This is a genomic window from Simplicispira sedimenti, assembly GCF_022760965.1.
In the GTDB taxonomy this organism is placed as follows: Bacteria; Pseudomonadota; Gammaproteobacteria; order Burkholderiales; family Burkholderiaceae_C; genus Simplicispira; species Simplicispira sedimenti.
This window is the reverse complement of record NZ_JAKVIJ010000020.1, coordinates 1-24,409: the sequence shown is the minus strand read 5'-3', so window position 1 is coordinate 24,409 and position 24,409 is coordinate 1. Positions and strand designations below refer to the sequence as shown.

The 24,409-nt window shown below is 69.2% G+C and carries 17 protein-coding genes, 1 pseudogene and 1 riboswitch; of the genes and pseudogenes, 4 read left to right on the top strand and 14 right to left on the bottom strand.

The genetic code is table 11. The annotated features are described in order from the left end of the window. The 10 genes and pseudogenes from MJ602_RS16290 to MJ602_RS16245 all read right to left on the bottom strand — a co-directional run. Positions 1 to 230, bottom strand: a pseudogene (locus MJ602_RS16290) (aminotransferase class I/II-fold pyridoxal phosphate-dependent enzyme); the annotation flags it as partial. Continuing rightward, on the bottom strand, positions 223 to 1,308 hold the full coding sequence (cbiB, locus tag MJ602_RS16285; RefSeq protein ID WP_243021814.1) for an adenosylcobinamide-phosphate synthase CbiB: 1,086 nt from the start codon (positions 1,306 to 1,308) through the stop codon (positions 223 to 225). The pseudogene MJ602_RS16290 and the gene cbiB, both read right to left, overlap by 8 nt. Positions 1,309 to 1,326: 18 nt before the next feature. Beyond that, complete coding sequence (gene cobO / locus MJ602_RS16280; RefSeq protein WP_243021813.1) at positions 1,327 to 1,896, bottom strand: cob(I)yrinic acid a,c-diamide adenosyltransferase; 570 nt, start codon at positions 1,894 to 1,896, stop codon at positions 1,327 to 1,329. A 22-nt stretch (positions 1,897 to 1,918) separates the two neighbouring features. Continuing rightward, positions 1,919 to 6,061 (bottom strand): cobaltochelatase subunit CobN, encoded by a 4,143-nt coding sequence (gene cobN, locus MJ602_RS16275; protein ID WP_243021816.1) that lies wholly within the window; start codon positions 6,059 to 6,061, stop codon positions 1,919 to 1,921. A 15-nt stretch (positions 6,062 to 6,076) separates the two neighbouring features. Continuing rightward, the gene (locus tag MJ602_RS16270) at positions 6,077 to 6,862 is read right to left on the bottom strand and encodes an ABC transporter ATP-binding protein (RefSeq protein ID WP_162018092.1); all 786 of its coding nucleotides are present in this window, start codon (positions 6,860 to 6,862) and stop codon (positions 6,077 to 6,079) included. A gap of 11 nt (positions 6,863 to 6,873) precedes the next feature. Further along, the gene (locus MJ602_RS16265) at positions 6,874 to 7,971 is read right to left on the bottom strand and encodes a FecCD family ABC transporter permease (RefSeq protein WP_243021815.1); all 1,098 of its coding nucleotides are present in this window, start codon (positions 7,969 to 7,971) and stop codon (positions 6,874 to 6,876) included. Between the two features lie 8 nt (positions 7,972 to 7,979). Further along, positions 7,980 to 8,906: an ABC transporter substrate-binding protein gene (locus tag MJ602_RS16260; RefSeq protein WP_243021812.1), complete on the bottom strand. Its 927-nt coding sequence runs from the start codon at positions 8,904 to 8,906 to the stop codon at positions 7,980 to 7,982. Further along, a complete protein-coding gene (cobU, locus tag MJ602_RS16255; protein ID WP_243021811.1) occupies positions 8,903 to 9,517 on the bottom strand; it encodes a bifunctional adenosylcobinamide kinase/adenosylcobinamide-phosphate guanylyltransferase in 615 nt (204 codons plus the stop codon). The genes MJ602_RS16260 and cobU overlap by 4 nt, the downstream gene beginning before the upstream one ends. After that, complete coding sequence (locus MJ602_RS16250) at positions 9,514 to 10,860, bottom strand: cobyrinic acid a,c-diamide synthase CobB (RefSeq protein WP_243021810.1); 1,347 nt, start codon at positions 10,858 to 10,860, stop codon at positions 9,514 to 9,516. The genes cobU and MJ602_RS16250 overlap by 4 nt, the downstream gene beginning before the upstream one ends. 11 nt (positions 10,861 to 10,871) lie before the next feature. Continuing rightward, complete coding sequence (locus tag MJ602_RS16245; RefSeq protein ID WP_243021809.1) at positions 10,872 to 12,785, bottom strand: TonB-dependent receptor domain-containing protein; 1,914 nt, start codon at positions 12,783 to 12,785, stop codon at positions 10,872 to 10,874. 83 nt (positions 12,786 to 12,868) lie between these two features. After that, positions 12,869 to 13,107: riboswitch (cobalamin riboswitch) on the bottom strand. Positions 13,108 to 13,142: 35 nt separating this feature from the next. Here MJ602_RS16245 and MJ602_RS16240 point away from each other — a divergent pair. The 3 genes from MJ602_RS16240 to MJ602_RS16230 all read left to right on the top strand — a co-directional run bounded on the left by MJ602_RS16240 (position 13,143) and on the right by MJ602_RS16230 (position 14,801). Beyond that, the gene (locus MJ602_RS16240) at positions 13,143 to 13,364 is read left to right on the top strand and encodes a DUF904 domain-containing protein (RefSeq protein ID WP_162016637.1); all 222 of its coding nucleotides are present in this window, start codon (positions 13,143 to 13,145) and stop codon (positions 13,362 to 13,364) included. Continuing rightward, positions 13,361 to 13,726, top strand: coding sequence for a cell division protein ZapA (locus tag MJ602_RS16235; RefSeq protein ID WP_243021808.1), 366 nt, complete (start codon positions 13,361 to 13,363; stop codon positions 13,724 to 13,726). Before MJ602_RS16240 ends, MJ602_RS16235 begins: the two co-directional genes overlap by 4 nt. A gap of 265 nt (positions 13,727 to 13,991) precedes the next feature. Then, positions 13,992 to 14,801 (top strand): sulfite exporter TauE/SafE family protein, encoded by an 810-nt coding sequence (locus MJ602_RS16230; RefSeq protein WP_243021807.1) that lies wholly within the window; start codon positions 13,992 to 13,994, stop codon positions 14,799 to 14,801. 746 nt (positions 14,802 to 15,547) lie between these two features. On the opposite strand, the gene cysE is transcribed toward MJ602_RS16230, so the two are convergent. Continuing rightward, complete coding sequence (cysE, locus tag MJ602_RS16225; RefSeq protein WP_162016640.1) at positions 15,548 to 16,330, bottom strand: serine O-acetyltransferase; 783 nt, start codon at positions 16,328 to 16,330, stop codon at positions 15,548 to 15,550. Positions 16,331 to 16,360: 30 nt separating this feature from the next. Next, positions 16,361 to 17,152, bottom strand: coding sequence for an RNA methyltransferase (locus tag MJ602_RS16220; RefSeq protein WP_243021806.1), 792 nt, complete (start codon positions 17,150 to 17,152; stop codon positions 16,361 to 16,363). Positions 17,153 to 17,304: 152 nt separating this feature from the next. Between MJ602_RS16220 and MJ602_RS16215 the strand changes: the two genes are divergently transcribed. After that, positions 17,305 to 18,234, top strand: coding sequence for an inositol monophosphatase family protein (locus MJ602_RS16215; protein WP_243021805.1), 930 nt, complete (start codon positions 17,305 to 17,307; stop codon positions 18,232 to 18,234). Positions 18,235 to 18,255: 21 nt separating this feature from the next. Here the strand turns inward: MJ602_RS16215 and MJ602_RS16210 are convergent, their stop codons facing one another. Together MJ602_RS16210 and MJ602_RS16205 are read right to left on the bottom strand one after the other, a co-directional pair. After that, positions 18,256 to 19,392 (bottom strand): response regulator, encoded by a 1,137-nt coding sequence (locus MJ602_RS16210; RefSeq protein ID WP_243021804.1) that lies wholly within the window; start codon positions 19,390 to 19,392, stop codon positions 18,256 to 18,258. Beyond that, complete coding sequence (locus MJ602_RS16205) at positions 19,370 to 24,259, bottom strand: PAS domain S-box protein (protein ID WP_243021803.1); 4,890 nt, start codon at positions 24,257 to 24,259, stop codon at positions 19,370 to 19,372. Before MJ602_RS16205 ends, MJ602_RS16210 begins: the two co-directional genes overlap by 23 nt. Between the last annotated feature and the right edge of the window lie 150 nt (positions 24,260 to 24,409).

The window sequence follows — 24,409 nt, the reverse complement described above, 5'->3', positions numbered from 1 at the left end:
TCACTGGCACTGCCCGCCAGCACGATGCGCGCGGCCTCCACGCCATGGAAGGCGGCGAGCTGCGCGCGCAGGTCGGTGTAGGCAGGGTCGGGGTAGCGCGTGGCGTCGGCCTGTTGCACGGCAGCCAGCGCCAGGGGGCACGGGCCGCAGGCGTTGCTGTTGGTGGAAAAGTCGTGCGGCGCGGCGCCCAGTGCGTCTGTGCCGCCATGCACGGGGAGCAGGTCAGCCATACCAACGCCCCATCGTGCAGCCCAGCACCAGGCCCAGCACGGCCAGCGCCACCAGACGCTGAACCATTCGGCCCGCCAGGCGCCGTGCGCGGCGGGCGTCCAGCGGCGTGGGGCTTCGGCCTGCGCTGTGCAGGCGGTACACGCCGGGTTTGGTCAGGCGTACGTTCAGCGCCAACGCCATGGCGGCCATGGGCCAGCCGCTGTTGGGCGAGGGGGTCTTGCGCGCCTCGCGCAGCAGGGCAGTCAGGCGCTGGGCCGGGGCGGGCAGTACCAGCAGCAAGGCGGTGATGCGCGCGGGCAGCCAGGAGAGCACGTCGTCGGCCCGCGCCGCCCATTTGCCGGCCCAGTGCCAGTAGCGCCCGCCGCGCATGCCGCGGTAGCCCCACATGGCGTCGGCGGTGTTGGCCATGCGGTAGAGCGCGGCGCCGGGCAGGCCCGCCACGGCAAACCAGAACAACGGTGCCACGACCGAGTCGTTGAGGTTTTCGGCGAGCGATTCGATGGCGCTCTCGCGCACCTCGCTGGCGCTGAGCTGCGCCACGTCGCGGCTGACGAGGAAGGACAGGCGCTCGCGCCCGGCCTCCAGCGATTGGTCCAGCGCTGCGTTCACCGCGCGCACCTCCTGGACCAGAAATCCAAAGGACAGCAACGGCTTGAGCAGCACGCCCAGCAGCAGCGCCGCCATGAGCAGGCGCAGCGTGGCAATGACGACCGAGGTCTCGCCCAGCGCCAGCCCCGGCATATCGACCACCGCCGTGCACACCGTGACAGGGGCGCCCCACACCGCCAGCACCAGCGCCTGGAGCACGGCATATGCTACAAAAACAATAGCTGCCAGCGCACACCAGGCAAGCGCTCCAAGCCAAAATTGCTTTGAATTTTGTGTATTTGGCGTGCTGGGCGCGACCCGTTCCCCCAGCAACTTGAGGGCCGAGCCCATCCACACCACCGGGTGCCAGCGCAAGGGCGGCTCGCCCCACAGGCGATCCACCGCCAGCGCCACCAGCACGGCCAGCGCCAGCAACACAGTGCCCTGCCCTGCATGGGCGGCGAAGGGATGAAACCAGTGCCAATGCATGGTGGTCCGCCCGGTGTGTCAGTCCTCGATGCCGCGCTGCGCGGGAATGCCCGCTTGAAAGGCGTGCTTGATGAGCTTCATCTCGGTCACCGTGTCGGCAATGGCAATGATCTCCTCCGGGCAGCGGCGGCCTGTGAGGCACACATGCACGTCCCTGGGCCGCGTGGCCAGGGTGTCGAGCACCTCCTGCAGCGGCAGCCAGCCGTAGATCAGCGGGTAGGTGATTTCGTCGAGCACCACCAGAAAGCGCTCGCCACTGAGGATGTCGGCACGCGCCTTGGCCCAGCCGTCGCGTGCGAGCTGGGCGGAGTGCTCCAGGTCCTTGCTCTTCCAGCTGAAGCCATCGCCCAGGCCCTCGATCGGCAGGCCGATCTGCTCGAACATGCGGTGCTCGCCAAAGCGTGCGCTGGGCACTTTCATGAACTGGTACACCTTGACCGCCTTGCCGCGCCCATGCGCGCGCAGCGCCAGGCCGAAGGCGGCCGTGCTCTTGCCCTTGCCATCGCCGGTGTTGACGATGACCAGGCCGCGGCGCTCGCCCTCAGCCTTGTCGTAGCGTTTCTCGGTGGGTGGGGTTTCGATTTGCATGGCAAAGGTCTTTCAAAAGGATTCAGTGGACGGCCGCCGCCAGCACCGGGCCGCGCTGGCGCACCCACTGGCGCAGCGCACCGGCCAACACCACGGCCAGCAGGACCAGCAGCACAAGAAGCTGCGTCTTGCGCTCTGCAGCGCTGGGGTGGGTGAGTGCTGGCGGCTGCACCGCTTGCAGCAGCATACCGGTCACCGGCTGCGCCATGCCAGACGCCACCGGGGGCGCCGCCGGGGGGGTGGCCTGGGGCACAGACGGCAACGGCGGTGATGCTGGCGCACGCGCAGGTGCCTCCAGCCCGGCGCCGCGCTCTGGGCGCAGCGCCTGGCGCGGCTCCAGCGCTGGGCCCGCACCGGTTTGCTGCCGAACCCATTGGCGCACCTCGCGCAGCTCCAGGGCCAGGGGAGCGGCCTGGGTCAGTTCGGCATAGGTGCGGGCCAGTTCGGTGCGCGTGGCGGCGTCTGGCTGCCAATGGCCCAGGCGGCTGGCCTGCACCAGGCGTTCCAGCGCCTGCGCGTAGGCCTGCGGGTGCTGGCGCAGCCACTGGGGGGTGCCCAGTTGGTGGCGGTCTTTCACCAGCACGTCAAAAAAACTCTGCCAGTGGTCGGGCCGGATGGTGTCGGGCGCCACGGCCTGCCAACCCCAGGCGAACTGCACGGCCTTGAGTACCTGCAGCGTGCCCGCGTAGCCCTCGGCCTGCTGGGCCTGCAACCAGCCGGGGTGCAGGTAGCGGGACTGCATCTCGCGGGCGATGTTGCGCTGCGCGCTTTCGGTGTGCACCTCGCTGCTGTCGTGCAGCTCGCTCACGTACAGCGCCAGCGCATCCTTCTTTCCCGCCGCCCTGGCGGCCGCCGCCAGGCCACCCAGGTACTGGAAGGGGTCGTCCGAGCTGACCATGGCATACAGGTGCGAGCTGCGCGAGAGCACCGCCGCATCGGCCTGGCGCAGGTGCGCGCCCAGTGCCTGCACCGCATGGGTGCGGGCGACGGCGGGTACAGGCTCGCCGTGGAGGAAAGGTTGGCTCATGCGCTGCAAAAACAGCTCGCCCAGCCGCGGATCGTCGCGGCGCAGGCCACCGTCCTGCACGGCATCGGACAGGCCTGTGCCGTAGTCGCCATCCTGGTTGCCAAAGCTGCGGGCCAGGGCCAGGGCCAGGGCCTGGGCGGCGGGCACGCCCGCGCGGCGCAGCGCACTTTGCACCGCAGCCGTGTTGCGCGCCACGGCGTTGGCGGGCTCGGCGCCTGTGGCCAGGGCGACGGCCTGGTCGATCAGCGCCATGAGGGCCGGAAACTGGTCGCGGTAGGAGCCGGTGACGCTGAGCAGCACATCGACCCGCTCGCGCCCCAGTTGGGCGTGCGGGATCAGCTCCACCCGATGGGGGCGGCCACTGCTGTCCCACACCGGCCGCACCCCCAGGGCCACCAGTGCCTGCGCTTCCATCACGCCCTGATGGCGCAGTGTCTCCCCCGCCCAGAGCGACAGCGCCAGGCGCTGCGGCATGCTGCCCCCATGGGCAGCACGCCAGTCGTCCAGCCACTGCTGGAACAGACGCTGCGCCACTTCGTAGGCCTGGCGCGTGGGCAGGCGGCTGGGGTCCAGGCCGGTGAGGTTGCGGCCCGTGGGCAGGCTGTCGGGGTTGCGGATCGGGTCGCCCCCATAGGCGGCGGTGAGGTAGCGCCCGTCCAGCGCGGCCAGCAGGCCCGGGATTTCGCCTTCGGTGGCCAGCAGGCGCTCAAGCTCCTGCGCACGCAGGGCCAGCGCGTGCAGCGCGGCGGTGTCTATGGGTTGGCGCGCTGCGCGGTTGGGCACAAAGTCCTCGCCGCGCAGCGCGCTGGCACCGTCGCCCGCAGGCGCCGAGGCGGGCTGCGCCGGGCGCAGGTCGAGGCGGCTGGCGGCGTCGGCGTCGCGCAGCGCCACGTCCAGCCAGCGCGCCGGCCGCGCCGTGGCCACGGTGCGGTGGTCGATGAGAAAGGCCTCGTCAATGTCCTCTCCCAGCGCCTCGATCAGGGGCTGGCGCAGCGCCTGCAGAATGGTCTGGCGCCTGCGCGCCTGGCTGGGCACCTCGCCCAGCACGGCCAGGCCCTGCGGCTGGCTGCTTTGCGCCAGGCGATCCAGGTAGGGGTGGAGCTGCTCCAGGTACCCCTCGAAGTCCCGCGCAATCGCATCGGCAGTCCAGCCCAGGTCGCGGTGCAGCTGGTGCTCCACAAACTGTGCAATCAGGCGCCGCTCCAGCGCCTGGCGCGTGGGGCCCGCATCCACGGTTTCCCACTCGTGCATCAATTCATGCATGTGGGCCATGCGGGCATTGAAGCCCGCCGGTGCAAACGCAGGCGTGCGGTGGCTGACCAGTACCGCGCGGCCGCGCCGCTTGGCGGTCAGGGCCTCGCCCAGGTTGTCCACGATGTAGGGGTACACCACCGGAATGTGGCCCGCCGCTGCGCCCAGCGGCAGCCACACGTCGTCCCACACATCAGGGCTGCGGGCCTTGCCGCTGGCCCATTCCTGCGTGCCATGGGTGCCAAAGTGCAGCAACGCATCGGCCTGCCCCGTCCACAGGTACACGGCGAGGTAGTGGTGCGACAGCGGCGCCTTGCTTTTGTGCATGAAGGGGTTCTGGCCCAGGCGCAGGGTTTCCTCGCGCGGGGGCTGGGGCAGCACCGCGAGCGTACCCACCCGCATGCGCGGAATGACAAAGACCGGCTCCCCTTGCCAATCCAGCACATAGCGGCTGCGCTCAGGCGGGCCCCAGTGGGCCTGGATGCGGGCGCGCACCTCTTGCGGCAAGGCATCAAAGAACTGACGGTAGCGCGCCAAGGGCAGCGCCTCGGCGCGGTCCTGCTCCAGCAGGCTGCGCAACGCGGCGTCGGGGTAGTAAGCCGCCAGCAGGGGTTGCAGGCCCGCGATCCAGTCGCCCTCGGGCACCTCCTGCGTGGCGTAGCCCGCCTGCGCCAGCGCGCCCGATACCCGCTGCAGGCTGCGCGGCACGTTCAGGAACGAAGCGCCGAAGTTGCTGCCCCCCGGAGGGTAGTTGTAGACCATGGCCACCAGCGCACGCTGCGCCCTGGGGCGCTCTTGCAAGGCCAGCAGGCGCTGCACGCGGCCCACCACGGCCTGGGCCTGGCGCTCGATGAGCACCGTGCGCCGCCCCTGTTCCGCCGTGGCCGTGACCAGCACCGGGTCAACCGCCCCCGCGCCCTCGGGCTGTGCCAAGTAGTAGGGCACATCGGACAGGGGCAGGCCCATGGGGCTTTGCGTCCAGTCGGCCTCGGTGCCGCTGCGCCAGGGCTGCGTGGCCAACAGCGGCACGCCCCAGCGGGCCAGCAGGGGCTGCATGGCCGCGGGCTGGCTGACCAGCTGGTGCAGCACCAGCGCCTGGGGGTGGGCGCTGCCGTCGGCATTTTCCAGCAACGCCTGCAGGCCTGTGGCGTCGAGCTGCTGGCCAAACACGGCATAGGCCCACAGGCCCTGGCGCGCAAACATCCGCAGCCAGGCGTCGAGCCAGGCGGTCTCGCCGTTGACGAAATGGTGGCGGTGCACCAGCACGGCCACGGCAGGCTGGCCCTGCCCCTTGGACTGGGTGGCCTGCCACACCGCCATGGCGCGCGCATCGCCGAGGATGCCGGGCGCATCGGGGTGGTACAGGCCGCGAGCGGGCCAGGGAGCGGGCTCGGGCAGCGCAGGGGGCGGCGCTCCCCGCTGCCACGCATCGGCCAGTTGCCAGGCGTGGCGCAGGTTGGCCGGGCCACCCGCCTGAAGGTAGGCCACCACGCGTTGGGCCATGCTCGGCTCAACGGGCAGCAGGCCTGAGCCCGCAGACACCCACACCACACGGGTATGGGGCGCCGCAGCCAGCAGGGGTTCCAGCACGCGCTGCAAGCGCGCCTGCACGGTGGCGTGGGGCATGTCCACCCACACCTGGTCGGCCTGGGCCAGGGCCGCGCGCCAATGCTGGCGCTGCGGGCCTTCGGGCTCGGCGGGGCCTTGCAGAGGCCATTGCAGGTGCTGCACCTGCCAGCCCAGGCGCTGGCCCTCGCTCTCGACTTGCGCGGTGCGCGCCGCTGGGGTGATGTCTGCGGTCACCCACAGCAGGCGGCCCGCCGCCTGGGCGGCACCGCTGCACACCAGCACGCACAGGGCCAAGCACCAGCGGATCAGGATCGGCATGGGCACGGCAGGCCTTTAAAGCGCGGGCGCACTGGCCGCCAGCACCGGCAGCGCCAGCCACTGCCCGGCCACGCTGTGGATGGCAATGCGCTCGTCAAACACCTGCTCCAGCGCGCGGTGCGTGGCGGCGTCCTGCGCGGCGCCGTGGTGGCGCAGGCGGCCCTGGGCCACCACAGCCACGTCGTCAGCCTGCAGCGCCATGGACAGCTCGTGCAGCACGCTGACCACGGTGCAGCCGCGCGCCACCAGGTCGCGCACCAGTTGCAGCCAGTCGGCCTGGTGCGGGGGGTCGAGGTTGGCCAGGGGTTCGTCCATCAGCAGCACCTGGGCTTGCACGGCCAGCAGGCGCGCCAGCAACACGCGCTGGCGCTCGCCGCCCGAGAGCTGGCCCAGCGGCCGCGCACGCCAGTCCCAGGCCTGGGTGCTGCGCAGGGCCTGTTCGACGGCAGCGTGGTCTGCGGCGGTGGGCGGCTGCATCCAGCCCTGGTGCGGCAGGCGGCCCAGCATGGCCACGTCGTACACGGTCAGGTCGTCGGCGGCGGCTTCGTTCTGGCCCAGCCAGGCCAGGTGCAGGGCACGCTCGCGCCGGGGCCAGGCGTGCAGGTCGCGCCCGTGCAGCAGCACCTGCCCGCTTGCCGCGGGCAACAGGCCCGCCAGCACCCGCAGCAGCGTGGACTTGCCCGCGCCATTGGGGCCGACGATGCTGGTCCAGCGCCCCGCCGCCAGCGCCAACGTGACGCCGTGCAGTATGGAGTGTTTTCCGATTCCAGCGCTTATCTGTTGGGCGCTTATAGCTATCATTTCAGTAGCAATCACAGCAACCCCCTGGTGGCTGTTCTGCGATGCATCAACCAGAGCAGATAGCCCCCGCCGAGCACGGCAGTGAGCACACCCACGGGCAGTTCCTGCGGTGCCAGCAGGCCGCGCGCCAGCAGGTCGGCGCCCGCCAGCAGCGCGCCACCCATCAGGCTGGCCAGCAGCATGAGGCGGCCATGCGTCACGTTGACGGCGGCGCGCACCAGGTGCGGCGCGGCCAGGCCGACAAAGGCAATCAGCCCGGTTTGCGCCACGGCCGTGCCCGTGGCCAGCGCCAGCACGGCCACCAGGGCGGCGCGCAGCGGCGCCAGCCGCAGGCCCAGGCTCAGCGCCGTGGACTCACCCAGCGCCAGCGCATCGAGCACGCGCGACAGGCCCCAGGCCGCCGCCAGGCAGGGCAGCCACACCGCCAGCATGAGCAGGCAGGACGTCCAGCCGACAAAACCGGTGGAGCCCAGCAAGAAGGCCTGCATGGCCTGCAGCGAGTCGGGCGACACCAGCAGGATCAGCGAGGTGCACGCACCCAGCACCACGCCCACCACCACGCCCGCCAGCAGCAGGCGCAGCGTGTGTTGCACGCCGCGCGCCAACGCCAGCGTGAGCAGCACGGCCAGCACCGCGCCCGCAAAGGCCGCGCCCGTGAGCCCCAGGCGCACCAGCCAGTGGCTGGAATACACCGACACCGCCATGGCCGCGCTGGCCCCGCCCACCATGCCCGCGCCGCCACCCATGAGCGCCAGCACGGTGGCCACGCCCAGCGACGCGCCCGAGGCGCTGCCCAGCAGGTACGGGTCGGCCAGCGGGTTGCGGAACAAGCCCTGCGCCACGGCGCCTGCCAGGCCCAGCAGCGCCCCGGCAGCCCAGGCCCCCAGGGTGCGCGGCAGGCGGATGTCCCAGACGATCTGCTGCGCCATGGCGCGCTCGGCGGCGTCGCCCTGCCCGCCCCACAGCAGGGGCCAAAGGTTCTCCAGCCCCGTGCTGCCCACGCCCGTGCCCAGCAGCACCAGCAGCACACCCAGCAGTGCCAGCAGCACGGCCAGCCCGTGCGCCCAGCCGGGGCTGCGCGCGGTGGAAGCGGGGGTGCCCAGGGCCATGGCGGTGGTCATTGCGCGCCTGCCCGCTGTGCCTTGGTGGGTGCACCGCCCGCATGGCGTTCCAGGCAGGCGGCCATCAGGCGCGCGGCCTCGGCCATGCGCGGGCCGGGGCGGATGAGCACGTCGGACTCCTCGGGCGTGAACACGCACAGGCGCTGCCCGCGCAGCGCGCGCATCTGGCCCCAGCCGGGGCGCGCGGCCAGGCCTTCGGCGCTGCGCGCGCCGACCATGATGAGGTCGGGGTCGGCGCGCACCACGAATTCGGGGTTGAGCTTGGGGAAGGGCCCCAACGCATCCGGCAGGATGTTGCGCGCGCCCAGGCGCGTGAGGGTTTCGCCAATGAAGGAGCCCGGCCCGGCGCCAAAGGGGCCGGGGTTGACCTCGAAGTACACGCGTGCGCCGCGCGCCTGCGGGCTGAGCGACTGCGCCGCCGCCTGCACGCCCGCGTCGGTGGCGCGCCACACGCGCTGCGCATCGGGCACACCCAGCAACTGGCCGACCTTGCCCAGCACGCGCTGCACGTCCGCGTGGGTCTTGGGCTCCAGCGCGACCACCGCAATGCCCAGCGATTCCAGCCGCGCCGCCGCGCGCGAGGAGGTGGCCATGAGCACCACGTCGGGCCGCAGCGCGACGATGGCCTCGATGTTCGGGTCCAGCCCGCCGCCCACCTGGGGGAGCTTGCGCACGCTCTCGGGCCAGTTGGTGTAGCGGTCCACGCCCACCAGGCGCTGGCATTGGTCCAGCGCGCACACGGTTTCGGCCAGCGAGGGCAGCAGGCTCACGATGCGCTGCGGCGTGCGCGCCAGTTGCACGGCACGGCCCCGGTCGTCGGTGAGCTGCACGCCCTGTGCGCGCGCCGTGCCCCACATCAGCAGCAGCAGCGCCAGCAGCACAGCCACCACGATGAGGATGCGCTTGATGGGGGTGGGGTTCATGGTGCGTGTTCTTTCAGGGTGGGCGCTTTCAGGGTCAGCGGCAGCCCTGCCGCCATGAGGGTGACGCGCTGGCACACCTGCGCCACCTGCTGGTTGAGCTGGCCCAGCGCATCGACGAAGGCGCGCACCTCACGCCCCATCGGGATCACCCCCAGGCCGATTTCGTTGCCCACCAGAACAACGGGCCCGGGGGCTCGCTCGATTGCTATCAAAAACATAGCTGCTTGCGCTTGCCAGTTGTGCGCTAGAGCCCTATTTTGTTCAAAATCCATGGACTCCACCCCTGCGGGCATGGTCCAGTTCGTGAGCCACAGCGTGAGGCAGTCCACCACCAGCAGGGTGTGCGGTGTGCTCTCGCGCTGCAGCACGGCGGCCAGGTCGCGCGGCTCCTCCAGCGTGGCCAGGCCAGGCACGCGCTCGGCGCGGTCGCGCTGGTGGCGTGCGATGCGCGCGCGCATCTCGTCGTCCCAGGGCTGGGCTGTGGCGATGAGCAGCGCGCGGTGCTGTGGGGCCTGCGCCAGCCAGTCGCGCGCCAGCAGTTCGGCGCGGCGCGACTTGCCGCTCTTTTGCCCACCCAGGATGAGTTCGCTGCGCGCAATGCCGAGGCTCATGCGCCCTCCCCACCCAACAGGTGTGCCACGGCGCGCGGGCTGGAGGCAAACCAGGCATGGAAGTAGCTGGCCTGCAGGCTGCCGCTGCGGTACAGCGCCTCGCCCGCTTCGGGCGCCGGGGCTTCGCCGGGGCGGCTGCTGCGCGCGATGACCGGCGCGCTGCTGGCCAGCGTAGAGTAGTGAAAGGTGTGGCCGCGCAGCACCTGCCCCGCCAGCGCCAACTGCTGCGGCCCCAGCCCCGCCAGGCGTTTGTGGAGCGTGGCCTGGCCGGGCAGCAGGCCCCACAGGGGCTGCACCGTGCCGTCCGGCAGCTGCACCGCTTCGCACAGCGCCACCATGCCGCCGCATTCGGCCCACAGGGGGCGGCGTGCCTCCAAGTGCTGCTGCAGATCGGCGCGCAGGCCGGTGTTGGCGGCGATGCGCGCGGCATGCAGCTCGGGGTAGCCACCGGGCAACCACACGGCGTCGCAGGGCGGCAAGCGGTCGCCCGCCAGGGGCGAGAAGAAGCACAGGCGCGCGCCCAGTTCCTGCAGCGTCTGCAGATTGGCGGCGTAGATGAAGCTGAAGGCCGCGTCACGCGCCACGGCCACGGTGCGGCCCGCCAGCAGCGGCGGCACTGCCTCGGTGGCCTGGGGCACAGGAAAATCCACGGCCCAGCGTTGCAGATCGGCGACGCTCATCTGGCCCAGGGGCGTGGCGGCCAGGGCATCGGCGGCGGCGTCCAGGCGCTGCAGGGCGTCCTGCAACTCGTGCGCGGCGACCAGACCCAGGTGGCGCTCGGGCAGCAGCGCGGGGCCCTCGCCCAGCGTGATGCGTGCCAACGCGCCCTGCCAGTCCTGGGGGTCGCGCAGGCCGGCGCGCAGCATGTCGGCATGGCGCGCACTGCCCACGCGGTTGGCCAGCACCCCGACCCAGGGCAGGCCGGGCCGGTAGTCGCGCAGCCCATGGGCCAGTGCGCCGAAGGTGCCCGCCATGGCCGAGGCATCGACCACGGCCAGCACGGGCACGCCAAAGCGCTGGGCCAGGTCGGCGGCGCTCGGGTCGCCGTCGAACAGGCCCATCACACCCTCGATGAGGATCAGATCCGCCTCGCGCGCGGCGTCGTGCAGGCGCTGGGCGCAGTCGGGCGCGCCGTTGATCCACAGGTCCAGCGAGTGCACCGGCGCACCGCTGGCAAGTTCATGCCAGTGCGGGTCCAAAAAGTCCGGCCCGCACTTGAACACGCGCACGCGCCGCCCCTGCCGCGCGTGCAGCCGGGCCAGCGCAGCGGTCACCGTGGTCTTGCCCTGGCCCGAGGCCGGGGCAGCCATCAGCAGTGCGGGGCAGGAGGCAGAGGAAGCCATGGCCACTCAGCTTACTGCGGTGCCCACTTCAGGCCGACGTAGAACGTGCGGCCGGGCGTGGCGTAGGTGCGCGCCAGTTCGTAGGCCTTGTCGCCCAGGTTGTCGATGCGCGCGAGCAGCGTGTAGTCGCGTGCCAGGCGGGTGCTGGCGTACAGGTTGACGAGCGTGTAGCCGCCCAGCACCTGGGTGTTGGTCTCGTTCTCGAAGCGGCGGCCCGAAGCCTGCACCTCGGCGCCCAGCGTCCAGCCGGCCACCTGGGTATCGGCGCCAAAGGTGGCGTGGTGCTTGGCGCGGCGCCGCAGCTGCTTGCCGGTGTCGAGGTCGCGCGGGTTCTGGATGTCGATGGAGCCGTGCCACTGCACACCGGCCCACTGCTGCGAGGCGGCCAGCGTCAGGCCTTCGTACTGGGCGCGCGCCGTGCTGGCGTAGCAGCCGAAGGTGGAGGGGCAGCCGCCGGGGGCGCTGAAGACGATCAGGTTGCTCACGCGGTTGCGGTACACCACGGCCGAGAAAGTGCTGCGGCCCTCGGCATAGCGCAGGCCCAGCTCGGCGTTGCGGCCGGACTCGGGGCGCAGCGTGGGCAGGCCGTATTCGCTGAAGCGCTGGTACAGCGTGGGCGCGCGGAAGGCGGTGCCCAGCGAGGCCGTGACGCGCCAGGCCGGCGCGATGGCGTAGCCGTAGGCCACGCTACCGGTGCCCTTGCCGCCGAACTCGCTGTCGTCGTCGTGGCGCAGGTTGACCTGCACCGTGTGGCCGCCGGCACTGTAGCCGTAGCCCAGCGCCAGCGCGTCCTGCGAGCGGCCCTGGTTGATGGCCAGGCCCGAGGCGGTGAGCGCGGGGTTGTCCAGGCGGTCTTCGCGGCGCTCCAATGCGGCGCTGAAACGGTGTGCGCCCAGGCGGTATTCGTTCTGCCAGACGTAGCCGCGCAGGCTGGTTTCCGTGCGGTAGAGCGAAGGCGTGGTCTCGTAGCAGCTGGCCGAATCCGTGACCGACACGCGCGTGCTGTAGGCCTCGGTCCACTGCGCCGCCCAGGTCAGGCCGGCGGTGTGCAGGCGGTGCAGGTTGCGGTCGTCCACCGGGCTGGCGGGCTTGTAGGTGAAGGCGTCATAGCCGGAGTTCATGCGGCTGGCCAGCAGGGTGGCGTCGAGCTTGTGGCGGGCATTGATCTGGTAGCCCAGCCGGGCGTTGCCCGAGGTGCTGCGGTAGCCGTCGCGGTCGGGGTTGTGCGCGCCGCTGGTCTTGGTGTCAAATCCATCGCTGCGCGCATGGGCCAGGCCCAGGGAATAGTCCAGCGCCTTGTCGGCCCCTATGGCGCCGCTGATGCCGGCCTCCAGCTTGCGCGTGCCCTGGCTGCCCAGGCCCACGCCCACGTAGGGCGCCGCAGCACCCTCGCCCTTGCGCGTGAAGAGCTGGATCACGCCGCCGATGGCGTCCGATCCGTACACCGCCGCAGCGGGGCCGCGCAGCACTTCGATGCGCTCGATCTGCGCCAGCGGGATCTGTTCCCACTGCGCGCCGCCGGTGGACTGCGAGTCCACCCGCACTCCGTCGATATAGACGGCCGTGAAGCGGGTCTCGGCGCCGCGCAGGTACATGCTGGTGGCGTTGCCGATGCCGCCGTTGCGCGTGATCTCGACGCCGGGCAGTCGCGCCAGCAAATCGGCCACGCCGGTGGCGCCGCTGTGTTCGATGGTTTCGCGGTCCACGATGGAGATGTCGGCCACCAGGTCGGAGAGGGGCTGCTCGGTGCGCGTGGCGGTCACCACCATGTCCTGCAGCGAAGGCATGCGTGCGTTCTGCGCCAGCAGCAGGGGCTGCATGGGCTGTTCTGCATGGGCTGCGCAGGCGGCAGCAAGGGACAGCACGGCAAAAGCGCATGGGCGCAGCGACAGAGCACGGCGCACGCAAGAAGAGGGCTTGTTCATGGAAATACAACGGAATCGGAAAGCTACCTGCGCCGGCTTCCCCGCCGGCAAATAGGCGATACGGCCGCGCAGCGCCTGGGGCGCGCACAACCACCGTGTTGGCCGGTATCCGGGCTGGCGGCACGCCCTCCAACGCCTTCCCAGGCGCTTGTTCAAGGCGCCCAGTGGCTGTGTGTTGAAGAGTGAATCGGGTGATTCGTCCGCTGACCGTTGCGGGGGCAGCGCAGGCTGGGTGCCGCCATCGCTGGCGGCTACCTCCCTGCTTCCCGTTGAACTGCGGCATGTGAACCACACCGCGAGCACCAACCCGGCGATTTTACGGCGCTTTGCCGGGCAACTGCCTACAATCCGGCGGGTATGGCCGCACCGTCCCCCCAAGACCTGATCGCCGAGCGCGTGGAACGCCTGCTGGTGCGCTACGAGCAGTTGCAGCACACCAATGCGCTGATGGCACAGCAAATTGCCACGCTCACACAAGAGCGCGACTCGCTGCGTTCGCGCCTGCAGGCCGCACGCCATCGCATTGACGTGCTCATCGAGCGCCTGCCCACCACCCCCGCTCCCGAGGACAACGCATGAAGCAGCTCGAAGTGCAAATCATGCAGCAGAGCTATCTGCTGGGCTGCCCCGAGGGCCGCGAGGCGCGCCTGCTGGACGCCGTGGAGCGCGTGGACACCGCCATGACGCGCATCCGCGATGCAGGCAAGGTGCGGGCACGCGAGCGCATCGCTGTGCTGGCGGCGCTGAACCTGGCTTTTGAGCTGGCCGACCGCGAAGCCGCCGAGCTGGCGGCTGCGGCGCACATCCCCCCCCTGTCGGCGGCAGCCCCCATGGGCACCACCGGTACCGATGCGGCAATGCTCCCCCAGAGCACGGATCGCCTGCAGGCGCTGGTGCAGCGCATCGACGATGTGCTGGGCAGCGACGGGCACCTGCTCTGAACACCGTCTTTGGCCGTCCCAAACGTCCTACAATGGCAGCGTCTGCAGTGCTGCCGGGTTTAATTTCCTTGAACCAATGCTCTTAGAGCCCGGGCTTGGTACATTGCCTGATGAGCGTGATCGTCTCGCGTCAGATGAACCCAACGTCAGGTTGCCCTCGCCCCCCTGAACCCCCGGTTCAGGATGACGGCCCGGTGGCATTTGCAGACACCTATTTCTGCGGCGCGCAACCCATGCGCGCCCACCCCTCTCTCTCCCCGTTCCCATGGACCTGCTCTTGATCGCCGAACTGGCCCTGCTGGGCCTGGGCACAGGTTTTCTGGCCGGTCTGCTGGGCATTGGCGGCGGCATGGTGCTGGTGCCCTTTCTGACCCACATCCTGAGCAAGCAGGGCGTGGAGCCGGGCCTGGCCGTCAAGATGGCGATTGCCACCTCCATGGCCACCATCGTGTTCACCTCTCTCTCCAGCGTGCGCGCCCACCACCAACGTGGCGCCGTGCGCTGGGACCTCGTGCAGCGCCTGGCCCCCGGCATCGTGCTGGGCAGCCTTGCCGCCAGCCTGGGGGTGTTTGCCCTGCTCAAGGGCGGGTTCCTGGCGGTGTTCTTTGCCCTGTTCGTGGGCTTTTCCGCCTGGCAGATGCTGCGCAACAAAAAACCCGCCCCGTCGCGCCAGATGCCTGGCACCGCTGGCCAGCTGGCAGCGGGCGGCACCATTGGCTTCCTGTCGGGCATGGTGGGCGCAGGGGGCGGCTTCATCAGCGTGCCCTTCATGGTCTGGTGCAACGTCCCCATCCACCAGGCCGTGGCCACCAGCGCCGCGCTGGGCTTTCCGATCGCTCTGGCCAATGCGTCGGGCTATGTGCTGGGCGGCATAGGGCTGGCGGGCCTGCCCCCGGCATCGCTGGGCTATGTGTGGCTACCGGCGCTGGGCGTGATTGCCGCCTGCAGCGTGCTCACCGCTCCACTGGGTGCACGCTCCGCGCACCAGTGGCCGGTGGACCGCTTGCGGCGCGTGTTTGCCCTGTTGCTCGTGGTACTGGCCAGCTACATGCTGTGGAAAGGGCTTTCGGCCTGAGGCGGGCATACAGGCGGCTGCGTTTTGTGAATTTGCAAGCGCTGGGGGCGCATTTGCAGCGCTTGGTGTGATGCCTTTTGACGAAGCGAGCGCTGCGCCTTTTGCGTGAGTTGCTGGCCGGGTCTCGCCCCGGCGGGCGACTCACTTTCTTTCGCTTCGCCAAAAGAAAGTCACCAAAGAAAGGGCGACCCTGCAGGCCGCGTCCCTCCGCTTCGCTGCGGGCAACCTGCGGTGCTCGCGGCCAGCGGGGTCTCGCTCGAACTCGCGCCTGCGGCGCTCAGACAATCGCGAGCCCTGATCCGCTGGCCACTGCGCTCCTCGGCGAATCCTGAAGGGAGGGCGGCAGCCCAAGAGCCCCACGGGCCATCGCTGCGCTCGGCCCCCAGGGGCGCAGGCGCTGCGCGCCGCGCTCGCCAGGCCGAGCGCAGCGATGGCCCGTGTTCTTTGCCACCCCTTCTGGCTGCGCCTGCGGCGGGGCGCTTGCGGGGTGGGCATGCGCGTCGCAGCGCGCATGCTTCGTCATCTGACTCGCCGCGTTTGTCCGAACGAAGCGCCGCAGGCGCGCAGTGAGTTATGCGGCGCACCCTGCAAGCGCCCCGCCGCAGGTGTGCCCCTTCGCACCGCGAAGGGGCCGCAGACTGTGGGTCGCCCTTTCTTTGGTGACTTTCTTTTGGCGAAGCAAAAGAAAGTTACTGCGCCGCCGGGCGCACATCCCGGCCAGCCGCCCTCAGCAAAGCCCCCAAAACCTACTTCCCCACCAGATCGTTGAGCTTGCCCGCCTCGAACTGCTCTTTCAGCGCGGCATCATCGGGCACGCAATCCCCCGTCTTGACGCAGTCCGACAGTTTTTCGATCGCCTGCCACAGCAGCGCAATCTGATGCTCCTGCGAAGCCGCGCTGTCGATCAGCCCGCGCATGGCCAGCGAGAGCGGATCGTCTTCTTGCGTGATGCCGTAGGCCGTGAACTGCGGCTTGGGCTTGGCGTCCTCGGTCACGTCGGCGCTGTGGCCTTCCTTGGACGGGATGATGCGCGCCGGTATGCCCACCGCCGTGGCGCCGGCAGGCACGGGCTTGATGACCACGGCATTGCTGCCTATTTTTGCCCCGTCGCCCACCTCGAAACCGCCCAGCACCTTGGCGCCAGCGCTCACCACCACGTCCTTGCCCAGCGTGGGGTGGCGCTTGGTGCCCTTGTAGAGCGAGGTACCGCCCAGCGTAACGCCCTGGTAAATGGTGCAGCCGTCGCCGATCTCGGCGGTCTCGCCCACCACCACGCCCATGGCATGGTCGAAGAACACGCGCTCGCCGATCTTGGCGCCCGGGTGGATTTCAATGCCGGTGAACCAGCGCGCCAGGTGCGAAATAAAGCGACCCAGCCACTTGAGGCCATGCGTCCAGCACCAGTGCGCCGGGCGGTGCAGCCAGATGGCGTGCAGGCCGGGGTAACAGGTGATGACCTCCCAGGTGCTGCGTGCCGCGGGGTCGCGGTCGAGGATGCACTGGATGTCGGAGCGCAGACGGGCAAACATGGGATGGGTTTCGGGAAAGGGAACAGCAGTCTAGCGCTTTGGCTGGGCGGACTCGATCATGGCCTTGGCGACACCGCGCAGGATGTGGATTTCCTCGGCACCCAGTTGCGCGCGGTTGAAGAGCTGGTTCAACCGGGGCATGAGCTTCTTGGGCGCCGCCGGGTCCAGAAAACCGATGGCGGTGAGCGCCTGCTCCCAGTGCGCCAGCATGCCCGCCACCTGGCCCGCATCGGCCAGCAGGCGCTCGGGCGTGGCCTGCTCCACGCCAAAACCGCCCAGGGCCTGGCGCCACTCGTAGGCGATGACCTGGATGGCCGCGCCCAGGTTGAGCGAGCCGAACTGCGGGTTGGTGGGGATGGAGAGCGCCACATGGCAGCGGTACACGTCCTCGTTGGCCATGCCGAAGCGCTCGGAGCCAAACAGAAAGCCGATGCCGCTTTCGGCCGCCACCGGCTCTGGGCTTGAAGTGTTTTTGGCCCCCAGCGTACGCCCATCAAGCGCTGGCAGCTCCTTTTTCAATAGCAAATCGAAATGCTCACGCGGCGCGCGTGTGGGCGGGCCGAAGTCGCGCGGCGTCATGGCCGTGGCGCACAGGTGGCTGATGCCGTCCAGCGCCTCGTCCAGCGTCTCCACGATGCGCGCGTTGTGCAGCACGTCCAGGGCTCCGCTGGCGCGCTGAATGGTTTCCTCGCGCCGCAGCACGTTGGCCCAGCGGGGTTTGACGAGCACCAGGTCGTCAAAGCCCATGGTCTTCATGGCGCGGGCGGCAGCGCCCACGTTGCCGGCATGGCTGGTCTGGATGAGGATGAAACGGGTTTTCATGGGCGGCTTGCAGGTGCCGCTGGGCACCAAGGGGCTGGGCGGGTAAAATCAGACGCTTATTGTCGCTGCCCGCATCGCCCGGCAGCGATTTTCCCGTTCCTGGCCCCGCGCCACAGCCACAAGCGATGCTGGCGCGCAACCCCGCACAATTTATGTCGTCCAATCTGCACCCCATGCTCAACGTGGCCATCAAGGCCGCCCGCGCCGCTGGCGCCATCATCAACCGCGCGGCGCTCGACGTGGAGTCGGTGCGTATCTCGCAAAAGCAGATCAACGACTTTGTGACCGAGGTGGACCATGCGAGCGAACAGGCCATCATCGAAACCCTGCTGACCGCTTACCCCGGCCACGGCATCCTGGCCGAAGAGTCGGGCAGCCAGCATGGCGCCAAGAATTCCGACTACATCTGGATCATCGACCCGCTGGACGGCACCACCAATTTCATCCACGGCTTTCCGGTCTATTGCGTGAGCATTGCCCTGTCGTTCAAGGGCAAGATCGAGCAAGCCGTGGTGTACGACCCTTCGCGCAACGACCTGTTCACGGCCACCAAGGGCCGTGGCGCGTTCCTGAATGAGCGCCGCATCCGCGTGAGCAAGCGCACCCAGCTCAAGGAATGCCTGATCTCCACGGGCTTCCCGTTCCGCCCGGGCGACAACTTCAAGAACTACCTGGCCATGATGGGCGACGTGATGCAGCGCACCGCAGGCCTGCGCCGCCCCGGCTCGGCTGCACTGGACCTGGCCTATGTGGCAGCGGGCTACACCGACGCCTTTTTCGAGACCGGCCTGTCGAGCTGGGACGTGGCCGCTGGCTCGCTGCTGGTGACCGAGGCCGGTGGCCTGATCGGCAACTTCACGGGCGAGGCCGACTTCATGGATCAGAAGGAATGCCTGGCCGGCACGCCGCGCATCTACGGTCAGATGGTGCAGATCCTTGGCAAGTACAGCAAATTTGCCAGTGCCGGCGAAAAGGCTGCGCTGCGCCAGGCCGGGATCGACGCCGACGCGCAAGACCAGGCTCAGGACCCTGCACCGGATGCAGCCCCGGCCGGCGACGCAGGCGAAGACGCGCCACTCTGACGCGAACGCAGTGCGCGCCGCCTACTGCGGCGCGGGGTCGGGGAACTTGAGCGCGATCTCGCGCAGGTCTTCGGCAATTTCGATGAAGGCATCGACCACCAGCGGGTCGAACTGCGTGCCCCGCCCGCGCGTGATGGCGTCACAGGCCTGTTCGTGCGTACCCGCCAGCTTGTACACGCGGGTGCTGATGACGGCGTCGTACACATCGGCCACCGCCATCAGGCGCGCCGCCACGGGGATGGCCTCGCCCGACAACCCTGCGGGGTAGCCGGTGCCGTCCCAGTGTTCATGGTGGTGGCAGGCCATGTCCTTGGCCACATCCAGAAAACGCACCCGCATGCCCAGGCGTCGCTCGGCACTCTCGATCGCCTTGCGCCCCAGGGCGGCATGCGTCTTGGCCACCTCGAACTCCTCGGCAGTCAGCCGTCCCGGCTTGAGCAGGATATGGTCGGGCACACCCACCTTGCCGATGTCGTGCAATGGTGCTGATTTGTAGAGCAGGTCGATCATCGACACCGTGAGCACCTGCTCGAACCGGGGGTGCCTGCGCAACTGCTCGGCCAGCGCCTTCACGTACAGCTGGGTACGCCGGATGTGGTTGCCGGTCTCGGCATCGCGTGTTTCGGCCAGCGACGCCAGGGCAATGATGGTGACGTCCTGAATGGCCTGCAGCTCCAGGGTGCGCAGGGCCACCTCGCGCTCCAGGTAGTCGCTCTTGCTGCGCAGGAAGTCGGCCGTGGCCTTGAGCGCCAGGTGGGTCTGCACGCGCGCCTGCAGAATGGGCGGGCTGATGGGCTTGGTGATGTAGTCCACCGCGCCCATCTCCAGCCCCATGCGCTCGTCCTGCACGTCGCTGCGCGCCGTCAGAAAGATCACCGGCACATCGCGCGTGAGGGCGCTGGCCTTGAGGCGGCGGCAGACCTCGTAGCCGTCCATGCCGGGCATCATGATGTCCAGCAGCACGAGGTCAGGCAGCACTTCGGCCTGCATCGCCTTGAGGGCGCGTTCACCGCTATTGGCCACCTTCACGCGGTAGCGCTCACCCAGCAGCTCGGCCATCATGGCCAGGTTGTCGGGCGTGTCATCCACCACCAGCACGGTGGGCATTTGGCGGCCGCCGCCTTGGGCGGCACCTTCAGGAAGACTGTCTCGTTGCATCGCGACTCCCGGTGGAGCAGGCTGCACCCGGTGGGGTGGCGACCTGCGGGAAACGCTCCAGGCACCCGGTCAGGAGGCCCAGCGCGGATTCATAGTCAAACTGCTCGACATGCGCCTGCAGCGCTGCCATGCGCGGCCCCACCACTTCCTGCACCAAGGGTGCATGGTGCAGCAGGTGCAGCCGGGCGGCAGGGTCGTCGGCCTGCAGCAGGGCCTGCAGGGCCTGAACGGCGTGCAGGGCCTCGCCTTCGGCAGCGGGTATCGCCGCCCCCCCCGCAGGCGGAGGGGCGCTCGGTGCCAACGCGGGGTGCGCAGCCGCCCAGTGCAGCAGATGCTGCACCAGCGGCTCCAGCACCTGGCTCAGGTTCTGCAGCAACTGCATGGTGGGCACATCGGCCGACGGTGGACCGCGCAAGGCTTCTTCGAGCCGGGCAGCCGCATCCTGCAGCGCCGTGGCGCCAATGGTGCCCGCCAGGCCGCGCAGGGTGTGCGCCTCGCGCAGCAAAATGTCCAGGCGCGCTTCGGCCAGCGCCTGGGCCATGCGCTGGGCGCCGTCGGCATAGTGCACGGCAAAGCGCTGCAGCACTTCGGCATAGAAGGCGGGACGCCCCAGTGCGTTGCGCAGGCCTGCGCTCTGGTCCAGGCCGGGCAGCGACGCGGGCAGCACCATGGTGGCGCCCTGCTCTGACGGCACGGTCTGGCGGCACGCCTCTGGAGCACCGCCCGTCGCCGCCACAGCGCCCTCCCCGCACCAGCGCTGCAGCACGGCCCAGAGGCGTTCGGGCACCACGGGCTTGGCCAGGTGGTCGTTCATGCCCGCATCCAGGCAGCGCTGGCGGTCAGCGTCCATGGCGTTGGCCGTCATGGCGACGATGGGCAGCTGCGCCAACGCAGGCTGGGCACGCAGCTGGCGCGTGGCCTCCAGCCCGTCCAGCACGGGCATCTGCATGTCCATGAGCACCAGGTCGTAGCGGTGGCGACGCACCAATGCCACGGCCTCTTCGCCATTGCGCGCCAGATCGACCTGGGCCCCGGTTTCGCGCAACAGCTCCAGCGCGACCTGCTGGTTCAGCTCGTTGTCCTCGGCCACCAGCAGACGCACCCCCGCCAGCGCCGGACACTGGGCCTGCGGATCATCCCCTTGCGCAAGGGACGCGCTGCTACCGAGCTGCGGGCGACCCAGCACCTGCATGAGCGTGTCGAACATGACCGACGCGCTCACGGGCTTGATCAGCACTTCCTCAATGCCCTGGTGCTGCGCCATGCGCAGCACGTCTTCACGGCCAAAGGCGGTGACCATCACGCGGTGCGGCAACTGCGGCAGGTTCAGCTCGCCAATGCGCCGCCCCAGCTCCAGGCCATCCATGCCGGGCATCTGCCAATCCAGCACCACCAGGTCGTAGGGCTGACCGCGCTGCACGGCGGCGTTCAGTGCCTGCAGTGCCTGTGCGCCGCTGTGCACGGCCTCGACCGTGAAGCGCATGGAGCGCAGCATTTCGGCCAATACGGTGGCCGCATGGGCGTTGTCGTCCACCACCAGCACGCGCAGGCCCTGCAGATCGGGGGCAGGCAGCAGCGCACGCGCAGGCGCCCCCCGGCGCAGCGGTAGCCGCACCCAGAAGGTGGAGCCCTCGCCCGGGGCGCTCTGCACACCCACCGCACCATGCATCAGCTCGGCCAGGCTCTTGCAGATGGCCAGCCCCAGGCCCGTGCCGCCGTAGCGCCGTGTGGTGGAGGCATCGGCCTGCTGGAAGCTCTGGAACAGTTTGTCCTGTTGCTGCGGGGTCACGCCAATGCCGGTGTCGCGCACTTCCAGGCGCAGGGTCACGTCGTCCCCCTGCGCCTGCTCCATGCGCACCACGATGCCGACCTCGCCGCGCTCGGTGAACTTGACGGCGTTGTTGGCGTAGTTGATGAGGATTTGCCCGATGCGCAGCGCGTCGCCCACCAGGTTTGGCGGAACGTTGCTGGCCACATCGCAAATCAGTTCCAGACCCTTGGCCGTGGCCTTGTGGCTCACCACATCGACCACGCCCGCCAGCACCTGGTCCAGCACAAAGGGGTGGGACTCGATGCGCAACTTGCCCGCCTCGATGCGCGAGAAATCCAGGATGTCGTTGATGACCCCCATCAGGTGCTGCCCCGCCTGCTCGATCTTGGCCACATAGTCGTGCTGGCGTGGCGTGAGGCCCGACTTGAGCGCCAGGTGCGACATGCCGATGATGGCGTTCATGGGCGTGCGGATCTCGTGGCTCATGTTGGCCAGGAAATTGGACTTGAGCGTGGCGGCCTCCTCGGCCAGTTCCTTGGCGCGGCGCAGATCCTGCTCGATGCGCTGGCGGTCGCTGATGTCCACGAAGGTGCCGATGACGCCCTCCATCTCGCTGCCCGGTTCGCCAAAACGCTGCAACCAATACAGCGTGCGGTGGATCACACCATCGGCATAAGGCAAGTCCACCTCGCGATGCACCGCCTCGGCGCCCTGGAGCGCCATTTGCACATCGTCCTGGAACAACTGGCGCTGGTCAGGCTCGATGAAGTCACGGTCCAGCACGGTCTTGCCCAGGTAGTCCTCGCGGCGAATGCCAAACGTGGCCTCGTAGGCGCGGTTGAAGCCCAGGTAGCGGCCCTGCGCATCCTTGTACACGATGGGGATGGAGATGGTGTCGATGAGCACCTGCTGGAACTGCAGCTGCGCCGCCACACGCGCCTCCAGCTGCTTGTAGGCGTCGATGTCCACGTTCACGCCCACCATGCGCTCGGCCTTGCCTTGGGCGTCGCGCAGGATGCGTGCCGAGCATTCATACCAATGCACGGTGCCATCTGCACGCACCATGCGCCAGGTGTCGCTGAACCGGGTTTCGCTGCCCTGCAGGGCAGCGTCCAGGCGTGCCAACGCAGCCTCACGGTCTCTGCCATCCAGCCGCTGGGCCCAGGCGGCGCGCCAGTCATCAAACACCCGCTCGCGCAGGCCCTGGTGGCCTGCCTGCTTGCTGATCCAGACACTGCGGCCCGTGCGCAGGTCCGCATCGAACACACCGATCTTTCCTGCCTCCTGCGCCAGCTCCAGGCGCTCGCGGGCCTCCTGCATGGCGAGTTCCGCACGGTGCACCTCGGTGACATCTTCGATGACCCACATCGCTGCCAGCGTCGCGCCAGAGATCTGCACCGGACTGGCAGAAATACGCGCCTCGAACGGCGATCCATCGAGCCGGCGCAGCGTCCAGTCCTCGCGCACCTGCTCCCCCGCCACCAATCGCGGCGCCATGCGTGCCGCAAAGGCCGCATGCTCCTCCAGGCTGGCAAACAGAGAGCTCACACGTTCATCCTGCATTTGCTCTGCAGTGCCACCCACCAACGCGGCAAAAGCGGGGTTGAACAAGCGAATCACCCCATCGGCCGTCAGCAACACCGGCGGAGCGTTGTCGAAGATCGCCTTCTGTTGCTCCAGCAGCTCGCGCATGCGCTGCTCACTGCGTTGCAATGCCTGCTGCTCCTGCAGGCGTTCACTCAGATCCTGGTGCACGCCCACCATCCCGATGCGCACACCGAAACGGTCGAGCACGGGCGTCAGGGTGGCCTCTGCTTGGTACTCGGTACCGTCCTTGCGCCGGTTGATGAAAGCCCCCTTCCACGCCCGCCCAGACACCAGGTGACTCCACATGTCGTTGTAGGTCTCCATACCTGTCTTGCCGCTGGACAGCAGGCTGGGTTTGGCGCCCTGCACCTCCTCCAGGCGGTAGCCGGTGATGGCCTCAAAACCGGGGTTCACCCATTCGATGAACCCTTTCGCGTTCGTCACCACCACCGCCATGGGGCTGCTCTGCAGGGCTGCACCAAGCACCTGCAAGCGCTGCTGGCTGGCGGCCATGCGCTGGCGGTTGCGCAGCAACGCCAACACCAGCAAGCCGAGCAGCAACACCAGCAACCCCGCGGAGCCCCCCAGGAGCATCCGCTCCGACCAGGGCAGCAGGGCCGACACGTCATCCAGCAGAACCAGCGACCAAGGGCCTGCCGGGTCGTGCCAATCAAGGCTGCGCTGCTCCAGCGCGTGCGCCGCGCCATCGATCACCACCTGCGGTTGCCCCACATCGAACGGCAGCGCAGACGCCACGCCGTTATCGAACTGGCGCCCAAACTGCCGGAGCGCAGCAATCCCGTCGATGCGCTGCTGCTCCAGCGGTGGTGTCATGGCATAAAGCCATTCGCCGCGCGTGCTGGCGATCGCCACGCCCTGCGGCGATAGCAGCAGTGCGGGCATGCCGGCACGCGCAAGCATGGCATCGATGGGCGCCAGCGGCAGCTTGACCATGATCACACCCAGCACCGGAGAAGGGCTGCTGGTTCCCGCGTGCAATGGTGCGGCCACATACAGTCCGCGCTCGTGGCTGAAGGCCCCCACGGCCGCATACACATTGCTGCGCCCCTCCAGCGCCTGCTGGAAATAGGGCCGGAACCCCACGTTCTGGCCCGTGGACGACGGCCCTGTAGTGGCGTGGGCCACGATGGCTCCATCGGCTGCGATCAGGTACACACCTTGTGCGCCAAACCGGTCACGCGCTGCGCCGAGCAATGTCAGCACAGCAGGAGCGTCACGCTCCAGTTGCCCCAGTGCGGCCTGCTTGAGCAAGTGCGACGTCAGCCCCATGACCGATGCCGCACCCAGCACCTCGCTCTGGGTGGTGTGCTCGATCAGTGATTTCGCCAGACTGTCGATCACGGCGCCGCGATCTGCTGCTCGCGCGCTCAACAGGTGGTGATGACGCCACTCCACCGCCACCATGGCAGACAGCACGGACAGGGCCAAGACCACCAACACGCCCCGAACCCACAGGCCACGCGAGGGAGGTGCTTCCTGCATCAACATGGGTACGTTCTGTGCTGGGGCAGTGCAAAAAAGTGCACAGCTCAGAGGCTGGTGCGCATCTGCGACTCAACCACCTCGATGGGGCCAGGCCGCCCGAACAGATACCCCTGGAACTGCTCGCAGCCATGCAGCCGCAAGAAGCCCAGCTGC